Genomic DNA, 20,791 nt, shown 5'->3' on the forward strand with positions numbered 1-20,791 from the left:
ATTGTTCACTCGCGCAAGGCGACACGCGTACCGTCCTCGATCGCGCTGCCGGGGTTGACGACCACAAGGGCGCCTTGATCGAGCCCGCCGAGCAACTCGGCGTGCTCGTCGTTGATCCGGCCCAGATCGACCGTCTTCACCCGGGCGCGCCCGCGCTCGATGGCGAAGACCTGCCACTCGCCTTCGGGGCCCCGGAATAACGCTCCGATAGGAAGGCGCAAGGCGTCTTCGCTGCGCCACAATTCGATTGTCGCGTCGACCTGATAGCCGTGGCCGAGGCGGGCGCCCTGCCCCGCCGACCCTTCCGCAAAGCCGATGATGACGTTGACACGCTGTTCCTCGATCCCGAGCGCGGAGATTTTTAGCCGACCGAAGGGTTCGATCCGCTCGACCGTGCCGAGCAGCGGATTGGAACCGCCCCACTGATTGATCTCGACCCGGTCGCCCGGTTTCACGCGCACGGCTTCTCGCGAAAGCAGGTCGACCACCACTTCGATCGTGTCGGGATTGCCGATCGTGACCAGGGGCGTTCCCTCAACGATCACACCCTCGCTTTCGTTGATGACCGACAGAACCTCCCCGCCTGCCGGCGCGCGCACGGCGACCGGTGCGCCGCTCGCAGCACCGCTGGGATCGGTCAGCATGGCGCGCAACCGGGCGATATCCGCTCGGGCTTGCTGCTGCGCCGATCTCTCGGTGGCAACACGCGTGCGGGCTGCCTCGAGCTGCGCACGCGGCAGAAAGCCGCGCTCGGATAGTTCCTCTGCGCGCCTCAGGTCGCGCCGTGCCTGGCCGAGCGCCGCCGTTGCCCCGCTCTCCGCGGCGCGAGCCGAAGCCAGCGCGCCGCGCATCTCGTCGCGACTGCGCTGATCGAGCGGGCTCGAGGGACGCCCCGTCATGCGCGTGATCAACGCCCCGCGGCCTACCGCATCGCCCGGTTCGAGCTCGATCCGAGAAAGATAACCGGTCACCGGTGCGGAGACGACGTAATACTCGTCGGCTCGTGTCACCCCGTCATCGGTGATCCCGACGGTCATCTCGCCGCGCGTTACCGTGCCCGTATCGACGGCAACCGCTTCCGGCCACAGGGCATAGAGGAATCCGGCCATGAGCAGTCCGGCAATCAGCAGCGCCCAGCGCCAGCGTTTGATCCGCTTCCACATCAGTCGCGCGCCTTCAGGACACGGACCATGTCGAGGCCCATCACTCGGCGGGCGACCACGAGGGCGGTCAGCAAGGCAGCGACAAGGACGACCATCGCCGAATAGGCATAGGTCGAATTGGAAGGCGCGAAAGGCAACCGGAACAGATCCGAACTGAACATCAACACCATAAACTGCGCCAGCCAATGACCGGTTATCAGTCCCAGGGGCACGGCGACCGCCACCAGCAGCGCAATCTCGCCGATCAGGACCACGGCGACTTCGTGGCGATGATAACCGAGCACGCGCAGCGTTGCCAATTCGTGCGCACGTTCGGAAAACAGGATCCGGGCACTGTTGTAGACGACGCCGACCGCTATCGCCGATGCGAAAGCGATATAGAAGAAGATCATGGTGTTGATGTTATCGTCGATCATCTCGGCGAAGCGCTCCATTTCCAGGTCGCGGTCACCGATACTCAGTGCCACGGGCATCGCCTTGAGTTCGGTCAGCAAAGTCTCGCGCATGGCGGGGTCGATGAGGAGAAGGGCCGAACCCGCCGGGGCGCCGTCGCGCGCCATATCCTCGATCGTGCGGTCGGTGGCATAGGCGTTGGCCCCGATGAACTCGTCGACCAGCGCGCCCACCGGCAGCATCGCTTCGGTTCGTCGTCCGCCCAGCATCTTTACGCGAACGCGGTCGCCGACCTCGGCACCCAACTGGTCGGCCAGTTGGCGGCTGAGCATCAAGCCACCTGGCGGCATTGCGATCACATTGCCGTCCTGGTCGATGCGCGCGGTCAACAGCGAATCCGGAGTACTGGCCTGCAGGGCCGTGCGCTCGTGACGATTGGCATAACTCATCTCCACGCTGAGCGCGCGCCGGGGTTCTACGCGCAAGACGCCGGGCAATTGCGCCAATTCGTAGAGCACATCTTCATTGCGCGCCTCGGTGAAGGTTATCGAAAGATCCTGCTGCTGCGAACGGAAGAAATAGGACTCAAGCATGAACTGGCTCGCATCGATGAATTGCAGCGTGGAGAACAACAGCCCCATGGACAGGGCGACGCCGCTGACGGTTATCGCCGAGCGGCCGGGCCAACGCGCGATATGGCGCACGATCATGTGACCGATCGCGGTAAAGCCCGCCCGCTGCCCCAGGCGTTCCACCGCACCTGCCCTGTAGACGGGCGGAGGCGGAGGCGACATCGCGACCGCGGGCGTCAGGCGGGCGGCGGACCATACGCCGGTAACCGCCCCCAAGGCTGCAGACGCCATGGCCAGCGCGCCCGCGCCGACGAAAACGCCAGGCGCGAAGCTGAAACGCAGGAAGGGGAAATGATAGTAGCGGCCGTAGAGTTCGGTCATCGCGCGCCCCATCCAGATGCCGGCCAGCGAGCCGAGGATGGTGGCGAGAATGGCAATCGCGAGCGCGAATTTGAGATAATGCCAGGCGATGGCGACGTCCGAATATCCGAAGGCCTTGAGCAGCCCGATCAGCGAGCGCTGGGTTCGGATCATACGCCCGAGTACGATGTAGACCAGAAATGTCGAAACGATCAGAAAGACGGGTGGGAAAACCTGCACCATCGCTTCGAGCTGATCGAGCTCGCTGTCGAGAAACATGTGGCTCGGATGATCCTCGCGCCCATAGGCACCGGTTCCGCCATAGGGTTCGAGGATGGTATCGATCGCCCGGATGACGTCGGGTTCGGATGCCCCGTGCTGTAGTTTCACCGACAGCGCATTGATCGCCTCCGTACGATCGGTCGCTGCCTCGAGCGCTTCCTCGCCCATCCAGAACACGCCGAAGCGCGTGTCGTCGGGCACGATATCGCCCGGCGCGAATGCGTTGATGTAGTTTGGCGCGAGACCGATCCCGACGACTCTCAGCCGCTGTTTCGTGCCGTAGATGATCGCGTCGACCTCGTCTCCCGGGCTGACGCCATTGGCAAGCGCGAACGCCTCGTCGACGACCACCTCGCCCGGCTGGCCCGGTGCGGGCATACGACCGGTCTTCAAGGTGACGAGATCGAGACGGTCCCGCCCGCGCTCGTCGACCGATTGCAGGAGCGCGCGTACTGCGTCGACGCGGTCGGGATAGTCGAGCAGCGCATATTGCAGGATCGATCCCTGCGCCTGCTGCACGCCTTCGACCCGCGCCACCCGGTCGACGATGCTGCGCGGCGCGCGGGTCATGTTGGCGAAGACGTCGCCGAAATTGTTTGCCGAGTAATAGGCGTCCCGGGTGACCGTCAGCGAGCCATGGACACCCATGGACAGGATGAAGGTTGCCGAGGCGGCGGCGAGCACTACCGCTATGGCCAGGGCCTGCCCGCGCATGCGCCACAAATCGCGCATCAGCTTGAGATCGAGCGCCTTCACCAGGTGATCTCCGACGGGCTGATCCTGTGCGTGTTGTTCTCGATCCGGGCGATCTTGCCGTCGAGGAAGTGAAACACGCGATCGGCCATCGCGGCGATCCCGGCATTGTGCGTGATGATGAGCAGCGTCGTATCGAGTTCGCGGTTGGCTGTGTCGAGCGTCTCGAGCACACGCACCCCGGTGCTGCTGTCCAGCGCTCCGGTGGGTTCGTCGCACAGCAAGACGCCCGGCTGTTTGGCGATGGCGCGCGCAACCGCCACGCGCTGCTGCTCGCCGCCGGAGAGCTGGGCCGGGAAATGATGCCGTCGCTCCGCCAGTCCCACCAGGCCGAGGGCGTCGGCAGGGTCCATGGGATCCTCGGCGATATCGGTGACGAGACGGACGTTCTCTTCGGCCGTCAGGCTGGGTATCAGATTGTAGAACTGAAATATAAATCCGATCTGCGCGCGGCGGAACCGCGTAAGATCACGATCGTCCAGCGCAGTCAGCTCGTTGTCTTCGTAGTGAAGAGTCCCCGAGGTCGGCCGATCGAGGCCGCCGACGATATTGAGCCAGGTGGACTTGCCGCTGCCAGACGGACCGAGCAGGACGAGGACCTCTCCCTTGCGGATATCGAAATCGACACCGCGCAGCGCATGCACCTCGGTTTCGCCCGTGATGTAAATCTTGCTCAGGCCACGTCCCGAAAAAGCGCGTGCATTCGCTGCCGTCTCGCTGTTTTCGCCTTCGCCCTGCATGCCGTTTCAATAGCAGGTCTGCGAGGCGCGACGTTACGCAATTCCCGCAATTGCCGGACGTTACGGCGCGAGCGAAAGCAGCATTGCGATACCGCAGAAGTAGACCAATATCGCGGCGATCGAGTCCTGCCCCATGCGCAGCACCGTCCGATCGCGCCGCTCGATGAGGCCGAGTACGAATATCCCCGTCAGCACCAGCGCCAGCATTGCAGCCGCGATTTCGAAATCGCCCGCCTGCTCGATCACCGGTTCGCCCGAGGCGACCAGGTCGATCGCGAGTATGATGGCGAGATTGAACATGTTCGAGCCGAAGATCTCGCCGATCGCGAGTTCGTATCGCCGGTTTCGCATTGCCCCGACGATGGCACTCGCCTCGGGGAGCGACGTGGCGATCGCGATGATGAGGAAGCCGACCACTCCTACACCCAGGCCGGTTTCGCGGGCGATTGCCTCACCGGTATTGGCGAGCGTGACACCCCCGACCAGAATGATTGCAGTAAGGGCGCCAAGCACCACTGCAAGCTTGCCGGTAGAGATGGGTCTTTGCCTGGCTTCCTCGACCAGTTCGAGGTCGGGCGGATTGACCACCTGCCACATCGGCCGCCGCTCGGCGCGATCGGAAACCACCAGGGCAAGCAGCACGGCGAGGAAAATCGCGATGGCCCAGGCGCCCGCCGGGCCGCCCCAATCCCCGCCTCCAATCCCGATGGCGGCGCCAACGAGAGCGAACAGGATCATGCCGAGCACGCCCTGGATCAGCGTGACGGGCCGCGCCACGACCGATGTCAGCGGCGCCGGGCCAAGCACCATATCCGCAAGCGCCAGCAACAGCAGGTTCAAGCTCGCGCTTCCGAGAATGTCGTTGAGGGACAATAGCGGCACGCCGATCGCGGCTGCGGTCGTACCGGTCGCGAGTTCGGGGAGCGAAGTGATCCCGCCCAGCACGAGCATCCCTGCCAGACCATGACCGATGCCCGTCTTGTCGCTCAGCGCAACGACATAGGCCGGAAGACGCGTACCGGCCCACCACACGGCAGCCGCCGCCAGGGCGAGGACCAGGGCGATTTCCCACAAGGCGGTCATCGCCCGCGGACGAATGGAAGACTGATGGGCCTGCGTCCTGCCATGCCGTTGCTCGTTCCCGCCAATTGAATGCGCTCCGCACCTTTGGCGCTCCGGCCGTCCGAACACATCCGTAGATGTCCCGATTGGCGTGCTTTGGCTGTGTCCGGAAATCACCCCTCGGGAGGTTTGCGTAATGACGGCGAGCGGCATCGGCGCCTAGCTTCGCAATTCCCTCGTTCAGCACCTTTCGGAGAACATGATGAGCGCCACGATCCTGCCCTTGTTCGACAAATCCCTGCAAACCACGGCCATCTGGCTAGAGGAAATACAGAGCGATATCGGTCCGGACCGCGCCTTTGCTTGGCGGGTTCTGTCGGTCGTCCTGCAGCAACTGCGCGACCATCTGCCGTTGGAGCTTTCGGCCCATTTCGGTGCGCAACTGCCCTTGATCGTGCGCGGAACCTTCTACGATCGGTTCGACCCCACCGGCTTGCCGCGCCCGACCCACGGGGGAGACGAATTCCTGCAGGCTGTTGCCGACGGCCTGCGCGATAGCCGCGGGGTGGATCCCAGGGACGCCGTGCAATCGGTGTTCGGCGTGCTCGACCGCCACCTGTCGCGCGGCCAGATCGAAAAGGTCGCTAGGTCGCTGCCACGCGGAATTCGCGCCATGTGGCCCGACTCGGAAGTGGTTGAGTAGCGCAGGACCCGCGCCTCTCACCGCTCGCGACCAACCGCCCGTCCCCCATAAGGAACGTTCCCTATGTCGAGTCACGCAACGCCGCAGCATCTTCGCCCGGGCGGCAGGGGATCGTCAGATTCGAAGAGGTCAAGACAATGCTAAGCCAGTCGGACTTGCAGCTAGCCAGCGATCCGCCACCGGCGACGTCTCGAGCAATTTCCGAAGAGCTCCGCGAAAACACGCCGCATGCGGCGAAGGGGCCGCGGCTGCTGGCCTGCGTCGACGAGACGCCGATGGCGCGCGTGGTCACGATCCACGCAGGAGCAGTGGCGCGCAGCCTGGGCCTGGAGATGACGCTCGCCAGGGTGATCGAAGAGGGCGGGCGCTATGGGGCTCCCGTCGATCCGATCGAGTGGCAATTGCGCCGTCAGGAACACCACTCGCAGCTACGCAAGCTCGCCGAGGATGCCAACGGACCCCGGCAACCTGCGGCGGTTCTGTTGAGCGGCGATGCCGGCGACGAATTGATCGACTGGAGCGAAACGCACGGCACCACATTGCTGGCGCTCGCGACGAGAAACGACAGCGGCCGCCACGCCCTGGGTTCGACGGTGCTGCGCCTGCTGGAGCATGGATCGGCTTCATTGCTTCTGGTGCCTCCACAAGCGAGGGTGGCGCCGACCTATCGCCGGATTCTGGTGCCTGTCGACGGATCCCCGCGCGCCGAGAGCGTAATCCCGGTCGCTCTCATCATCGCGCGTGCCCATGGTGCCGAATTGATACTGGTCCACGTCGTGCCGCCGGTGCGCCGCCTGTCCGACTTCCGAGCCGGACAGGCCCAAGACCTGCATTCGGAAATCGAGCGCCAGAACGCACGCGGCGCACGCGAGCATCTCGAGCAATTGCGGCTCCGTGCCCAAGAAGTCGGCCTCGTCGTACACTCGACCCTGCTGGGACCCGCCGAGCCACGCCAGGCGACCTGCCAGTTCGCGCGGGAGAAGGACGTCGATCTCGTGGTGATGTCGTCGCACGGGGCAACCGCCCTCAGCGATGTGCCGTGCGGTAGCGTTGCCGAATATCTCGCCACGCATTGCACCATGCCCGTATTGATGGTCCGACCCAATCTCGTGACCGGTTTTTGCGGTCACGATCTCGAACCGGACGGCCAATCGGTCTTTCGTTTCGGTTAGTGGCCGAGGCTGCCGAACTCACTTCGCCCCTGGAACTGGCGGCCGAGGAGCTGGGTCAAAAGCACAGCGTCACCCAGAGAAGCGCCGCCCCACTCGATATCATCCGCAATCCGAAGGCAGTCGAGAACTGGCTCAATCAAGCACGGCTGGCCTGTCGCAAGCCGGATCCGGATGCCGCCAAGGCTGCCGAGTGGGTGCTCGACAATGATTATCAGGTGAGCCGAGCCTTGCGGCTCATCCGCAAGGACATGCCCGACGCGTTCTACAAACGGCTACCGGCGCTGGCGGACGAAGGGGCATGTGGGCCGCGCATCTACATGATCGCGCACGAACTATTGCGAGCCACGCACCTGCAACTCTCGCTGGCCAATGCGGTTCGCTTCGTCTCCGCCTATCAGCGGAGCAAGCCGCTGACCATTGCCGAGCTATGGGCGTTTCCGACCATGGTCCGGGTCGCCTGCATCGAAATCCTGGCTGCTGCGCTCACTCCGATGCTCGCTGGGCAGGTGCGGCTCGGTTTCGCTGTGTCTACATGCGCTGGCGATGCGCATTCGCTCGAGCCGACCGAGCGCGTCGCACGCTCTATCTCGAATTTGGCCGAAGCGGCGGCGATCCCGTGGGAGGAGTTTTTCGAACGCACCAGCCTGGTGGAGAAGGCGCTGCGCGAGGATCCGCACGATACCTATGGGCGGATGGATTTCGAGACACGCGATCAATATCGCACCGCGGTCGAGGAAATCGCAAAATGGGGTAGCGTCCCCGAGATCGAAGTAACGCGCGAGGCGATCGCGCGTAGCCGAAGCGAACGCTCCGAGAAGGTCGGTTTCCACGTCGGCTACTGGTTGATCGACGACGGGCGCGCCGAGCTCGAACGACAGTTCGATGCGAAGCCTGAGCCGAGGCGGGCCTTCAAGCGCGCGATACTCGCCCGCCCCGGACGATTCTTTGCTGCAGGGATGACGATCTCCGCGGTGCTCTGCGCGGTACTTCCGGCATTTTATCTGGCCTGGATCGGGGCCGGCTGGATCGGATGGGTCGCCGCATTGCTTCTGAGCCAGATACCGGCCTCGATCCTTGCGATCACTCTGGTTCACTGGATCGTGACGAGGATAACCGAACCTTGCGTCCTGCCAAAACTCGACAGCGAGCGCGGCATCCCGGCGGAATTCCCGGTGACCGTAACCGTCCCCGTCGTCATCGCGCGGCAGGAGGAAGTCGACGCGCTCAAGCGTCAGATGGAGATGCATTGGCTGGCGAACACCGATCCAGCATTGCAGGTGGCGCTGCTCGCCGATCTCGCCGATGCGCCCGAGGAAACCCTGCCCGGCGACCACGCGATAGTAGAGGCGCTCGAATCGGCGGTCGAAGACCTCAACGAACGGTACGGGTCGCGCGGCATCGGGCCGTTCCATCTGCTGATGCGCCCACGGCTCTTCAATCCGCAGCAAGGCTGCTGGATGGCGTGGGAACGCAAACGCGGCAAGCTCGAGCAGTTCAACCGGCTGATAGTCGAGGGGGACGGCGCGCCCTTCACGATCAGGGTCGGCGATCGGATCGCGCTCGACGCCACGCGTTTCGTCCTGACGCTCGATGCCGACACGATTCTGCCGAGCGGCTCGGTCGCGAAGCTTGCGGGAACGCTCGCCCACCCGCTCAACCGACCGGCGATGACGCGCGAAGGCCGGTTGCAGCGCGGCTATTCGATCATCCAGCCGCGTGTCGAGATTTCGCCCGCCAGCGGCGAGCGAACCCTCTTTGCCCGGCTCTTCACCGGCGAAACCGCGATCGACATCTACAGCCGCGCAGTATCCGACGTGTATCAGGACCTGTTCGGGTCCGGCATCTTCGTCGGCAAGGGGATTTACGACCTCGCCGCCTTCCATGCTGCAGCGGATGGGAAGGTCCCGGAGAACGCGATCCTGAGCCACGATCTCTTCGAGGGTGCGCTGGGCAGGGCCGCGCTGGCGACGGACATCGTGCTCTACGAGGGGTTCCCCGACACGTATCGGCACTATGCGCAGCGCCTCCATCGGTGGATACGCGGCGATTGGCAGCTGCTTCCATGGCTGATGCGCAGAGTGCCGGGCACTAACGGCACGCGAATCCGCAATCCGGTCGGCGCGCTGGATCGCTGGAAGATGTTCGACAATCTGCGCCGCAGCCTGGTACAGCCGGGACTGGTGATGCTCGCCATGGCCGGCTGGCTAGTTCTGCCGGGCAGCCCCTGGTTCTGGACGGCGTTGGTCCTGCTTGCACCTGCCGGGCAACTACTGATCGACCTCGCCAGCGGCCTGACCCGCGGCCGTCGCCGCGGCGCAACCTTCGGCTTCCGGGCGCGGATGATCGACCAGACCGGCCGATGGCTGCTGGTTATCGTCTTCATGCTGCACGAGGCCTTGCTTTCGCTCCATGCGATCGTGGTGACCCTGTGGCGCCGCTACGTCAGCAAGCGAAACTTGCTCGAATGGACCTCGGCTGCGCATGTCGCGGCGCACGCCGGGGGCGAGCCCCGCAGGTTCGCCCTATGGCGGCAAATGGCCCCTGCTCCGTTGCTTGCGATTGCCATTGCGGCAGCAGTGTACCTTTTCCGGCCTGCGGCAATTGCGCCGGCATTGTTCCTGATCCTCCCATGGGCGCTCGCGCCCGAGATAGCCCGCTTCATCGAGCTGCCGCGGCGCAGGGCCGGACCGACCGAGGGCAAGCTCGACATTCCCTATCTGCGCCAACTGGCCCGCCGGACCTGGCTCTATTTCGAAACCTTTGCCGGACCGGGCGACAACTGGCTGCCTCCGGACAATTACCAGGGGCCACCGCACGAGGAAATCGCGCACCGCACCTCGCCGACCAATATCGCTATGCTGATCCTGTCGACGGCCAGCGCATGGGATCTGGGCTTCGTCGGGCGGGTCGAGCTGGCCGCGCGAACGCGCAATGTCCTCGATAGTCTGGGGCAGCTCGAACGCCACCGCGGTCATTTTCTCAACTGGTACGAGACGCATCACCTGCGCCCGCTCGAGCCGCGCTATGTCTCCACGGTCGATAGCGGCAATCTCGCAGCCGCCTTGGTCAGCTACGCGCATTGTCTGCGGGACGCGGCGAGGGAAAACGCGCTCGAAAACCAGCGCTGGGCGGGTCTGCAGGATCTCTTCGCCCTTGTCGCCGAACACGCCGGCGAGCTCGACGACAGCGAGGAGTTTCGCGCACGCGTCGGGCGCATGGGCGAGGATGCATCGCGGCAGGGAGACGATGCCGCAGATGCGCAGATCCTCCTGCATCGGCTGCTGAGCGATGATCTTCCCGCGCTCGAGGCGGAAGGTGCGCACATCATGCAGCGCGCGGCCAACGATCGCGCCGAGCAAGTGCGCGATCTCAATATCTGGATCGAACGCCTCAGGCATCACATCCACGATATGGCGCGCGACACGGCAACGGTTCCGACAATCGGCTCGGAGTTGATCGCGCTCGCGCACGAAACCGAACGGCTTGCGTGGGAAATGGATTTCACCTGGCTCTACGACAAGGAACGCCGTCTATTCTTCATCGGCCACAATGTGAGCACGGCCGAGACCGACGTCCACCACTACGATCTGCTGGCCTCCGAAGCGCGCATCGCGAGCTTCTTCGCCATCGCCAAGAAGGACGTCGCGGTCGAGCACTGGTTCCATCTCGGGCGTCCGATAACCCGCGCGGATGGCAACGTCGCGCTGGTCTCGTGGAATGGCTCGATGTTCGAATATCTGATGCCCCGCCTGTTGATGCCGAGCGGACCCGACACACTGCTGGGCGAGAGCGAGCACACCGCCGTCGCCGTGCATCGCCGCTATGGCCAATCCAGCAGCACGCCCTGGGGCATTTCCGAATCCGCCTACGCGGCGCGCGATCCCGAACATCGCTTTCGTTACCGCGCCTTCGGTGTGCCGGGCCTGGGATTGCGCCGCGGCCTCGCCCAGGACCTGGTGATCGCGCCCTATGCCTCCGCCCTCGCCTTGGCCCACGACCCAGTCGCTGCCCAGGCCAACCTCAAGCGGTTGGAGAGCCTCGGGGCCGGCGGCCGATACGGTCTATGGGAAGCGATCGATTTCACGCCGCATCGCGCACCGGCATCGGACGGCATCTTCACACCGGTCAACGCATTCATGGCGCACCATCAGGGCATGATCCTGTGCGCGATCGGCAACCTGCTCACCGGCGACGTTCTGGTGGACCGGTTTACGCGGGATCCGCAGATCCAGCTTACGACCTTGCTCTTGTCGGAACGCATCCCGCACGAACTGCCGGCCGAGATCGAACGGCTTGAAACGGTCACGATCGACGATGCCGCCGGCGCCAACACTCAGATCCGGTACAATTGGACTCCGGCAGAGACCTCGTTCCCGCAAACGCATCTTCTCGGCAACGGTCGGTTGTCGAGCCGCATATCTTCTTCGGGCGGTGGCGGGCTGTTCTGGAATGGACAGGCGCTGACACGTTTCGTGCCGGACGCCACGCGCGATGCCGAGGGATTCTGGTTTTACCTGCGCGACGAACACAGCGAACGCGTGTGGTCGGCAACGCGCCAGCCCACAGGGGTCGCTCCGGCCGAGGAGAGCATTACTTTCCGCAGCCACGCGGCGGAATTCCAGCGGCGCGACAGCCAGATAAACACCCGGCTCGAGGTGACTGTCGGCGCGAGCGACGATATTGAATTGCGCCGGCTGCTGATCACCAACGAAAGCAGCCGTCGCCGATCGCTCCGCTTGACGAGCTATGCGGAGATCGCCCTCGCGCCGCCGCTGGAGGACGAACGCCACCTCGCCTTCAGCAAGATGTTCGTGCGCAGCGATTTTCTCGCCGAGCCCGGCGCATTGCTGTTCACCCGCCGCCCGCGCCGTCCCGAGGATACACCGCCTGTGCTTTTGCAGACGGTCATCGGGGCCGACGGGATCGTCCCCGATGTGAGCTTCGAATGCGATCGCCGGCTGTTTCTCGGCCGCAACCGCACCGCGCACGCGCCGTTAGGAGCCACGCGAAGCCTCTCCGGCACCCAGGGGTGGACGCTCGATCCCGCTGCATGCTTTCAGCTGCGTTTCGATCTGGAACCCGGTGAAACGAAAGAGCTGTGCTTCGTCACGATCGCCGCAGCCTCGCGATCGAGCGCCCTCGAACTGCTCGAACGTCACGCTACGCTCTCGGCAATCCGCTGGCTGACCGACGATGCCGAGCGGGAAGTCTCACGGGCAATTCACCGCGCTCGCATCGCGCCCGATCTCTTGCCCGATGTCCAGGCACTCGGCTCGCTCATGGTCTATCCGCACTCCGCCCTGCGGGCCGAGCGCGCCACGATCCGCGGCAATGCGCTAGGCCAGCAGAACCTTTGGGGCCTCGCACTTTCGGGCGACTTGCCGATCCTGCTCCTGAAGGGGGAACTGGAGGAAAACGAACTGTTGGACCTGGTGATCGGCGCACATCAATTGTGGCGCCGCGCGGGCCTCCAGGTCGACATTGTCATCCTCCAGACTCTGGGTTCGGCCTATATCGAGCCTGTCCGTGATGCGTTGGTGAGCCTGCTTCAGGAAGTCGGCGCGACCGAAATGCTGGGCCGCAATGGCGGCATCCACCTCGTCTTCGCGGACCAGATCGGTTCAGGGCATGTGCGCTTGCTCGAAGCGATGGCATGGGCGGTCCTCGACGGCTCGAACGGACCGCTGGCCGACCAGATCGCGCGAGCCATGCCGCATCGCCTCGAGCCCCCGCCGATCCTTCCCTCGCTCGAATTCGAGCCCGAGCCGCAACGTCCGCCAGCAAGGCCGGACGATCTGCTGTTCGACAACGGATATGGCGGGTTCACCGCAGATGGACGCGAGTATCTGATCCATCTCGAGCCGGGTAACACGACGCCTGCACCATGGGTCAACGTACTGGCGAACGATGCATTCGGGACGCTCGTCACCGAGTCCGGCGGTGGCTTCACCTGGTCGGTCAACAGCGGCGAATATCGGCTGACCCCCTGGACGAACGATCCGGTCGCGGACCGCCAGACCGAGATCCTTTACCTGCGCGACGAGGAAACATCGCAGGTATGGTCGGTTACGCCCGATCCCGCCGGGCGCGACATGACCTGCCAGGTTCGGCATGGTGCGGGATTCACCGAATGGCGCCAGGCTAGCCGCGGGATCGAGCAGCGTATGACCGTAACGGTTGCCCGCGATGCCCCGGTCAAGCTCATCCGTCTGACCCTGCGCAATCTCGGCCGGCGCGATCGGCGCATCACCGCAACCTACTACGCGGAATGGCTGCTGGGCTCACTCCCCGGCATCGCCCGGCGTCACGTCCATTGCCGCTTCGATCCCGACGCGCAGGCGATAGTCGCGACCAATCCGTGGAATGCCGATTTTGCCGGGCGGAGCGCATTTCTCACGGCGAGCGAGCATGCGCACGGCTTCGCGACCGACCGCCAGGAGTTCATCGGCCGAGAAGGCAATCTCGCACGGCCCGCCGCACTTGGCCGCTGGGGCCTCGACAATTCCGAGGTCGCCGGCGCGGACGCCTGCGCCGCCTACCAGGTGCATCTCGACCTCGCTCGAGGAGAAAGCCGCGAGATTCTCTTCGTGCTCGGCGAAGCGGAGACCGAACAGGAGGCGCTCGCCTTGGCGCGCGACTGGCGTTCGGTCGGCCGCGGCGTGGCGGCCGAGGCCGAGAATACCGCCTATTGGGACGACCTGCTGGCCGCGGTCGAGGTCGAGACGCCCGACCCTGCGCTCGATATCCTGGCCAATCGCTGGCTGCTCTACCAGAGCCTGTCTTCGCGCATTCTCGCGCGTACCGGCTTCTATCAAGCCAGCGGTGCGATCGGTTTTCGCGATCAATTGCAGGACGTCCTCGCCTTCCTGCATGCCGACCCGGAACGCGTCCGCGATCATATCCTCACTTGCGCTGCGCATCAGTTCGAGGAGGGCGACGTGCTGCACTGGTGGCACCCGCCCGCAGGACGCGGTGTACGAACCCGCATTACCGACGATCTGCTGTGGCTCCCCTATGCGACGGCGCATTACGTAAACGCCACGGGTGACACGTCGATCCTCGAGGAGGAAGTTCGCTTTCTCACGGCGCCCCCGCTCGCCGACAACGAGCACGATCGTTACGCGATGTACGATGCCGGGGGAGTGCCCCGTTCGCTGATAGAGCATTGCGAACGGGCGCTCGAGCGGGTCGAGCTGGGCAGCCACATGCTCCCGCTCATCGGAACCGGCGACTGGAACGACGGGATGGACCGGGTCGGTGACAAGGGCAGGGGCGAGAGCGTCTGGCTTGCCTGGTTCGCCTCGGTCTGCGCCGCGTCGCTGGCGCATTGCGAGCGGCTCTTGGGCCGTATCCCGGAATCGCGCCACTGGGCGGAACGGGCCGCGACCTGGCGGCGCAATGCAGAGCATTCAGGATGGGACGGCGAATGGTATCGCCGAGCCTACGACGATGAGGGGACACCGCTCGGCTCGCAGGAAAACGACGAATGCTGGATCGACTCGATCTCGCAATCCTGGTCCGTCTTCGCCGGTGGCGCGAGTACGCGCAGCCGAACCGCGCTCCAGGCCGCGTTGCGCGAGCTGGTCGACGAAGAGGCCGGAATCGCGCGACTGCTATGGCCGCCGTTCGACAAGTCGGCGCACGACCCCGGCTATATCATGGCTTACCCCCCGGGCATCCGCGAAAATGGCGGGCAGTATTCGCACGCCGCGGCCTGGTTGGGTCTGGCTCTCGCACGGACCGGCCAGGGCAATCACGCGCATCGCATCTTCACCATGCTCAACCCGATCGAACACGCACGCGAGCGGCAGTCGGCGGATATCTATCGTACCGAACCTTACTCGGTGGCGGCCGATATCGGCTCGGTGGGCCGCCATCGCGGAATGGGCGGGTGGAGCTGGTACACCGGTGCCGCCGCATGGACCTGGCGGCTCGCGGTAGAAGGGATTCTCGGGCTCACCTTGCGCGATGGGCGGATACACATCTCGCCCTCGCTCCCGGAAGGATGGGATGGCTATGAAGCGACCCTGCGGCGCGGCGGCGGGACGATCCGCATCAAGCTCACCCGTGAGGGGCCCCTCCATGGACGTGCGCGGACACACTTGATTGTCGATGGCGAGCCGTTCGACGGGGAACTGATCGCCTTTCCGCCATCCGGCGAATGCCGCGAGGTCGAGGCGCGGATCGGGGACGCTCCAGACACGGTTTCCAAACCCGGACATGCGGGGGTGAAAGATAAAGCGACATGAACGATGACCCGATCATTTACCCGTTCGAGTCCCTGACGCGCGAGGACACGGCGAAAGTGGGCGGCAAGAACGCCTCTCTGAGCGAGATGATCGGCGCGCTGACGGACAAGGGTATTCGCGTGCCGCCAGGCTTTGCCACCAGCGCCGCCGCCTATCGCGCATTTCTGGGCGCCAATGATCTCGACGAGGTGATCGCCGGGGAAATTGCGAACTATCAGGATGGCCGGGCGAGCCTTTCGCAAGCGGGCGCCGCAATCCGGAGCGCAATTCTTGCAGGCGAATGGCCGGAGCCGATCGCCGATGCGATCCTCGCCGCCTATCGCGAACTCGACGCGCGCGACGGATCGGGAGCGGCGGACGTAGCCGTCCGTTCGAGCGCGACGGCCGAAGATTTGCCCGACGCGAGCTTTGCCGGGCAGCAGGAGACGTTTCTCAACGTCGTCGGCGAAGATGCGTTGCTCGGCGCGTGCAAGCGTTGCTTCGCCTCGCTCTACACCGATCGCGCAATCGTCTATCGCGAATTGAAAGGCTTCGAACACTCTGCCGTGGCGCTCTCGGTCGGCGTGCAACGGATGATCCGTTCCGACCGGGCGGGTGCGGGCGTCATGTTCTCGATCGACACCGAAACCGGTTTCGACCGGGTCGTGCTGATCAATGCGGCATGGGGACTGGGCGAAAGCGTTGTGCAGGGCTCCATCGAGCCCGATGAGTATCACGTCTTCAAGCCGCTGCTTGAAGATCGAAGCCTGTGCCCGATCATAAAGAAGCGGTGCGGGGCCAAACAGCGCAAGCTCATCTACTCGAACGATGATTCCGGCACCCGATGGGTCGATACTAGCGAGCCCGAACAGCACGCCGCCGTACTGGAAGATGAAGAGATTCTCACACTTGCGCGATGGGCAGCGGTAATCGAGCGCCATTATGGTTGCCCGATGGACATCGAATGGGCGAAAAACGGCCCGCAGGGCGAGCTCTTCATCGTCCAGGCACGGCCCGAGACCGTGCAGGCGCAGGATCGCGCAGATATCCTGCACAGCTCGAAAGTGCTTCGGCCAGGCCCCGTGCTGGTCGAAGGACAAGCCATCGGCTCGCAAGCCGCGACCGGATCCGTCTGCGTCATTTCGGGCGCCGCCGAGATCGATCGCTTCGTCGACGGATCGGTGCTGGTGACCGGGGTGACCGATCCCGATTGGGTGCCGGTGATGAAACGGGCGGCAGCGATCGTCACCGATCACGGCGGACGCACGTCGCATGCCGCGATCGTCAGTCGCGAGCTTGGGGTACCGGCCATTGTCGGATGCGGCAATGCGACCGCACAACTCGAAGAAGGGCAGAAAGTCACGGTCAATTGCACCGCCGGCGAGCACGGTCTCGTCCATGAAGGACGGTCGGAGATCCGCGAAGAGCGGATTGATCTCTCCGCGCTCCCTGCGACCCGAACGCGCGTGATGCTCAACCTTGCCGATCCGGGCGCCGCCTATCGCTGGTGGAAACTACCGTCCGACGGGGTCGGGCTTACGCGGATGGAGTTCGTCATTTCCAACCTCATAAAGGTCCACCCGATGGCATTGCTCCAGCCCGAGCGGATCGCCGACCCCGAAGAGCGTGCCGCAATCGAACGTCTTACGCGCGGTCATCGCGGGCACGCCGAATTCTACGTCGATCGCCTGTCCCGCGGGCTCGCGCGGATTGCCGCGCTGCAATATCCGCATCCTGTCGTGATCCGGTTCAGCGACTTCAAGACCAACGAGTATGCGGACTTGCTGGGTGGCCGCGCGTTCGAGCCGGAAGAAGAAAATCCGATGCTCGGATTTCGCGGGGCTTCGCGTTACGCGTCGCCGCTGTTCCGCGAGGGATTCGCGCTCGAATGTCGTGCGATCCGGCATTTGCGCGAGACGATGGGCTTTACCAATGTCGTGGTCATGGTGCCGTTCTGCCGCACGATCGACGAGGCCGATCGCGTGCTCGCGGAAATGGCCGCGAACGGGCTGGCTCGCGGACGGGCCGGCCTCGAAGTTCTGGTGATGTGCGAAGTGCCGAGCAATGTCGTGCTTGCGGGAGAGTTCGCCGAGCGATTCGACGGCTTTTCTATCGGCAGTAACGATCTCACCCAACTCGTCCTCGGAATCGATCGCGATTCCGAACTCCTCGCCGAGCAATTCGACGCCCGCGATGCGGCGGTCTTGTGGATGATCCGGCATGTCATTTCAGAGGCGCATGCGCACAACACTCCGGTCGGCCTGTGCGGGCAAGCGCCCAGCGATCATCCGGCCTTCGCCGAATTTCTGGTCGAATGCGGGATCGACTCGATTTCCGTCACGCCCGACAGTTTCGTCGCCGTAAAGAACCATGTCGCGGCCGCCGAAGGCATCGCCAAGGTCGAACCCGCGATTGCGCAGTAGCTTGCTCAGGCCGTCTGCTCCGGCGAGAATTCGCGCGCCCTCGCAAGGTACTCGACGACTTCTCGGTCGCTGGTTTGCCCGAAGTCGGCATAATGCGCGCCGACGGCCTGGAAAGAGCGCGGCTGGGCCAGACAGATCACCTCGTCACATAGAGATGCCAGCGATGCGATCGTGTCGGGCGGGGCGACGGGTACCGCCAGCACGATCTTGGCCGGCCTGGCCTGGCGAATGCTCTCGAGCGCAGCACGCGCCGTGCTCCCCGTCGCAATGCCATCATCGACGACGATGACCGTCCGATCTTTTACAGAGACGGGGTTCATGGCACCATAGATGACGCGCCTCCGCCCGATCTCCGCCAGCGCGGCCTCCTTCGCGCGCTCGATGTAGGCATCGCTCGCTCCGGTCATCCGCGCCACGTCGGCGTCGATGACGACCTGGGGCGTCTCTCCGTCGACGATCGCCCCGACAGCGAATTCCTTATTGCCTGGCGCGCCAAGTTTGCGCACCATGACCAGGTCGAGCGGCGCCCGAAGCTTCTTGGCGATTTCGAACCCCACCGGCACGCCGCCGCGGGGAAGCGCGAGGATCACGGGATCGTGCCATATGCGCTTGGCGAGCTCTGCCGCGAGTTCCTTTCCAGCCGCTCGCCGGTCTTGAAATGAAGATATCGGCATGGGTTGGGACCCTTCTGTGAATGTGAGCTACAATTGGTTCAACGCTCTTTCGCGATCCCGAAATACGTAACGTTCCGCGATTTATCCGCCGGCGGACTGAGGCATGGGAGGTGCATGACATATCCTCCCCCAAGGAGTTGACGACATGCTGAGCATCGCGAGCCTAACGCTTAATCCCACTATCGATGTCGCCTACTCCGTTCCGCGCCTGAGCCACACCGACAAGGTGCGCATTCCGCCGCAATTGGCGGATCCCGGCGGCGGGGGGATCAATGTTGCGCGCGTATTCGTCCGCATGGGCGGCAACGCGCGCTGTGTCTACCTGTCCGGCGGATCGACCGGTATCGCGCTGGACGCGCTGCTCGACATCCACCAGCTGGTCCGCGAACGCATCGTCGTGCGCGGCGAAACCCGTATCAGCACGACCATACTCGAAGAGGAAACCGGCCACGAATATCGCTTGGTGCCTTCGGGCCCCGAGGTGCGAGAAGTCGAATGGCAGGGTTGCCTCGACAGGCTGGACCAGATCTCCAGCGATTTCCTGGTCATGAGCGGGTCGTTGCCGCATGGCGTACCGATCGACTTCTATGCTCGCGCTGCAGCCGCAGCCAACAAAAGGGGTATCCGTACCGTACTGGATTCGTCCGGGGAGGCGCTCTCGGCCGGGCTCGAGGCCGGAGGGTTCGAGCTGATCAAGCCCAATCTCAAGGAATTTCAGCAATTGGTCGGCAAGAAGGTCACCGAACCGGATGCGATTGGCGAAGCCGCCATGGACATTGTCCGAAGTGGCGGCGCCAGGCTGGTCGCGGTGACCATGGGCGAATGCGGCGGCATCCTGGCGAGCGAGGCCGGTGTGATCGAACTCGCGGCTCCCCAGGTGGAAACCGCCAGCGCGGTGGGTGCCGGCGACAGTTGTCTGGCGGCAATGATTTACGGGCTCGCACTGGGCAAGCCGGACGAGGATGCATTTCGCTTGGGCATCGCGGCAGGTGCGGCCTCGCTCATCACCGCGGGAACCGGGCTCGCCAAGTTTGAGGATATCGAGAAGATATACGGTAAGCCGATCTAGCCCGGCAGGCCGGACCTGAAACACTAAGGCCTTCTGCGTAGTTACCTCGTGCGAGCGGCATCGCATCCTTCGCCTTGTTCTCACGATGGCAATGGAGCGAGCGAATGGCCGAGCTTATGAAAGCCGCAATCTTCGTCGAGCCCGGGCGGATCGTCCTGGGCGAGAAACCGGTCCCCGATGTCGGCCCGCTGGACGCGCTTATCCGTGTCACCACGACGACGATTTGCGGCACCGATGTGCATATTCTCAAGGGCGAATATCCGGTCGAAAAAGGTCTCACGGTCGGTCACGAGCCCGTCGGCGTAATCGAGAAGCTCGGTTCGGCAGTCACAGGTTATGAGGAGGGCCAGCGGGTCATCGCCGGGGCGATTACGCCGGCGGGTACTTCCTATGCTTCTCTGGGCGGGTGTCATGCCCAATGCGGCGGCCAGGGCAAACATGGCATCAAGGCGATCGGCGGATGGCGCTTCGGCAATACGATAGACGGCGCCCAGGCGGAATACCTGCTCGTCCCCGATGCGATGGCGAACCTCGCGCCGGTACCCGACGGATTGACCGACGAGCAGGTGCTGATGTGTCCCGATATCATGTCCACCGGCTTCAGCGGCGCGGAGTCCGGGCGGATCAAGATCGGGGATACCGTCGCCGTATTTGCGCAGGGGCCGATCGGGCTGTGCGCCACGGCTGGCGCGCGCATGATGGGCGCGACGACCATCATTGGCGTGGAGACAGTCCCGGAACGGCAGGCAATGGCCAGAAAGATGGGCGCGACCCATATCGTGGACTTCGCCAAGGTCGATCCGGTCGACGAGATATTGAAGATCACGGACGATCGCGGTGTCGATGTTGCGATCGAAGCGCTGGGAACCCAGCAGACCTTCGAAGGTGCCTTGCGGGTGTTGAGGCCTGGAGGGACGCTCTCTTCGCTCGGCGTCTACTCGGACGACCTGACTATTCCGCTAGAGCCGCTTGCGGCAGGGTTGGGCGACCACACGATCCGCACTACGCTCTGCCCGGGGGGAAAGGAAAGGATGCGGCGGCTGATGGACGTCGTGGCATCGGGTCGCGTCGATGCCGGCCCATTGGTGACGCATCGTTACCCGCTCGAGTCGATCGAAGACGCCTACGAACTATTCTCGCATCAGCGCGACGGGGTGCTCAAAGTGGCGATCAGGCCTTGAGGTTCGGGCCAGACGC

General features: G+C 64.3%; 11 protein-coding genes. 6 read left to right on the plus strand and 5 right to left on the minus strand.

The window, feature by feature from the left end; genetic code table 11:
• Positions 1 to 5: 5 nt before the first annotated feature.
• From ACQY4G_RS03405 to ACQY4G_RS03420, 4 genes are read right to left on the minus strand one after another with little or no spacing between them, the layout of a single operon-like run.
• Positions 6 to 1,163, minus strand: coding sequence for an efflux RND transporter periplasmic adaptor subunit (locus tag ACQY4G_RS03405; RefSeq protein WP_421993116.1), 1,158 nt, complete (start codon positions 1,161 to 1,163; stop codon positions 6 to 8).
• Positions 1,163 to 3,526 (minus strand): ABC transporter permease, encoded by a 2,364-nt coding sequence (locus ACQY4G_RS03410; RefSeq protein ID WP_421993118.1) that lies wholly within the window; start codon positions 3,524 to 3,526, stop codon positions 1,163 to 1,165. Before ACQY4G_RS03410 ends, ACQY4G_RS03405 begins: the two co-directional genes overlap by 1 nt.
• Positions 3,523 to 4,263, minus strand: coding sequence for an ABC transporter ATP-binding protein (locus ACQY4G_RS03415; protein ID WP_421993120.1), 741 nt, complete (start codon positions 4,261 to 4,263; stop codon positions 3,523 to 3,525). The genes ACQY4G_RS03410 and ACQY4G_RS03415 overlap by 4 nt, the downstream gene beginning before the upstream one ends.
• Before the next feature lie 60 nt (positions 4,264 to 4,323).
• Complete coding sequence (locus ACQY4G_RS03420; protein WP_421993122.1) at positions 4,324 to 5,346, minus strand: sodium:calcium antiporter; 1,023 nt, start codon at positions 5,344 to 5,346, stop codon at positions 4,324 to 4,326.
• A gap of 238 nt (positions 5,347 to 5,584) precedes the next feature.
• On the opposite strand from ACQY4G_RS03420, the gene ACQY4G_RS03425 reads away from it, so the two are divergent.
• From ACQY4G_RS03425 to ppsA, 4 genes are all read left to right on the plus strand, one after another.
• Positions 5,585 to 6,028, plus strand: coding sequence for a DUF2267 domain-containing protein (locus ACQY4G_RS03425; RefSeq protein ID WP_428483090.1), 444 nt, complete (start codon positions 5,585 to 5,587; stop codon positions 6,026 to 6,028).
• 137 nt (positions 6,029 to 6,165) lie between these two features.
• The gene (locus ACQY4G_RS03430; RefSeq protein WP_421993126.1) at positions 6,166 to 7,200 is read left to right on the plus strand and encodes a universal stress protein; all 1,035 of its coding nucleotides are present in this window, start codon (positions 6,166 to 6,168) and stop codon (positions 7,198 to 7,200) included.
• Positions 7,200 to 15,449 (plus strand): GH36-type glycosyl hydrolase domain-containing protein, encoded by an 8,250-nt coding sequence (locus tag ACQY4G_RS03435; protein ID WP_421993128.1) that lies wholly within the window; start codon positions 7,200 to 7,202, stop codon positions 15,447 to 15,449. Before ACQY4G_RS03430 ends, ACQY4G_RS03435 begins: the two co-directional genes overlap by 1 nt.
• Positions 15,446 to 17,851 (plus strand): phosphoenolpyruvate synthase, encoded by a 2,406-nt coding sequence (gene ppsA, locus ACQY4G_RS03440; RefSeq protein WP_421993130.1) that lies wholly within the window; start codon positions 15,446 to 15,448, stop codon positions 17,849 to 17,851. Before ACQY4G_RS03435 ends, ppsA begins: the two co-directional genes overlap by 4 nt.
• 5 nt (positions 17,852 to 17,856) lie before the next feature.
• Here the strand turns inward: ppsA and ACQY4G_RS03445 are convergent, their stop codons facing one another.
• Complete coding sequence (locus ACQY4G_RS03445; protein ID WP_421993132.1) at positions 17,857 to 18,441, minus strand: phosphoribosyltransferase; 585 nt, start codon at positions 18,439 to 18,441, stop codon at positions 17,857 to 17,859.
• 229 nt (positions 18,442 to 18,670) lie between these two features.
• Between ACQY4G_RS03445 and ACQY4G_RS03450 the strand changes: the two genes are divergently transcribed.
• Positions 18,671 to 19,594 (plus strand): 1-phosphofructokinase family hexose kinase, encoded by a 924-nt coding sequence (locus ACQY4G_RS03450; RefSeq protein ID WP_421993134.1) that lies wholly within the window; start codon positions 18,671 to 18,673, stop codon positions 19,592 to 19,594.
• A gap of 104 nt (positions 19,595 to 19,698) precedes the next feature.
• Positions 19,699 to 20,775 carry an NAD(P)-dependent alcohol dehydrogenase gene (locus ACQY4G_RS03455; RefSeq protein WP_291177262.1) on the plus strand — a complete coding sequence of 359 codons (1,077 nt, stop codon included), beginning with the start codon at positions 19,699 to 19,701 and terminating at the stop codon, positions 20,773 to 20,775.
• The last annotated feature ends 16 nt before the right edge of the window (positions 20,776 to 20,791 follow it).

It is taken from the genome of Qipengyuania sp., assembly GCF_965277845.1.
Taxonomy (GTDB): domain Bacteria; phylum Pseudomonadota; class Alphaproteobacteria; order Sphingomonadales; family Sphingomonadaceae; genus Qipengyuania.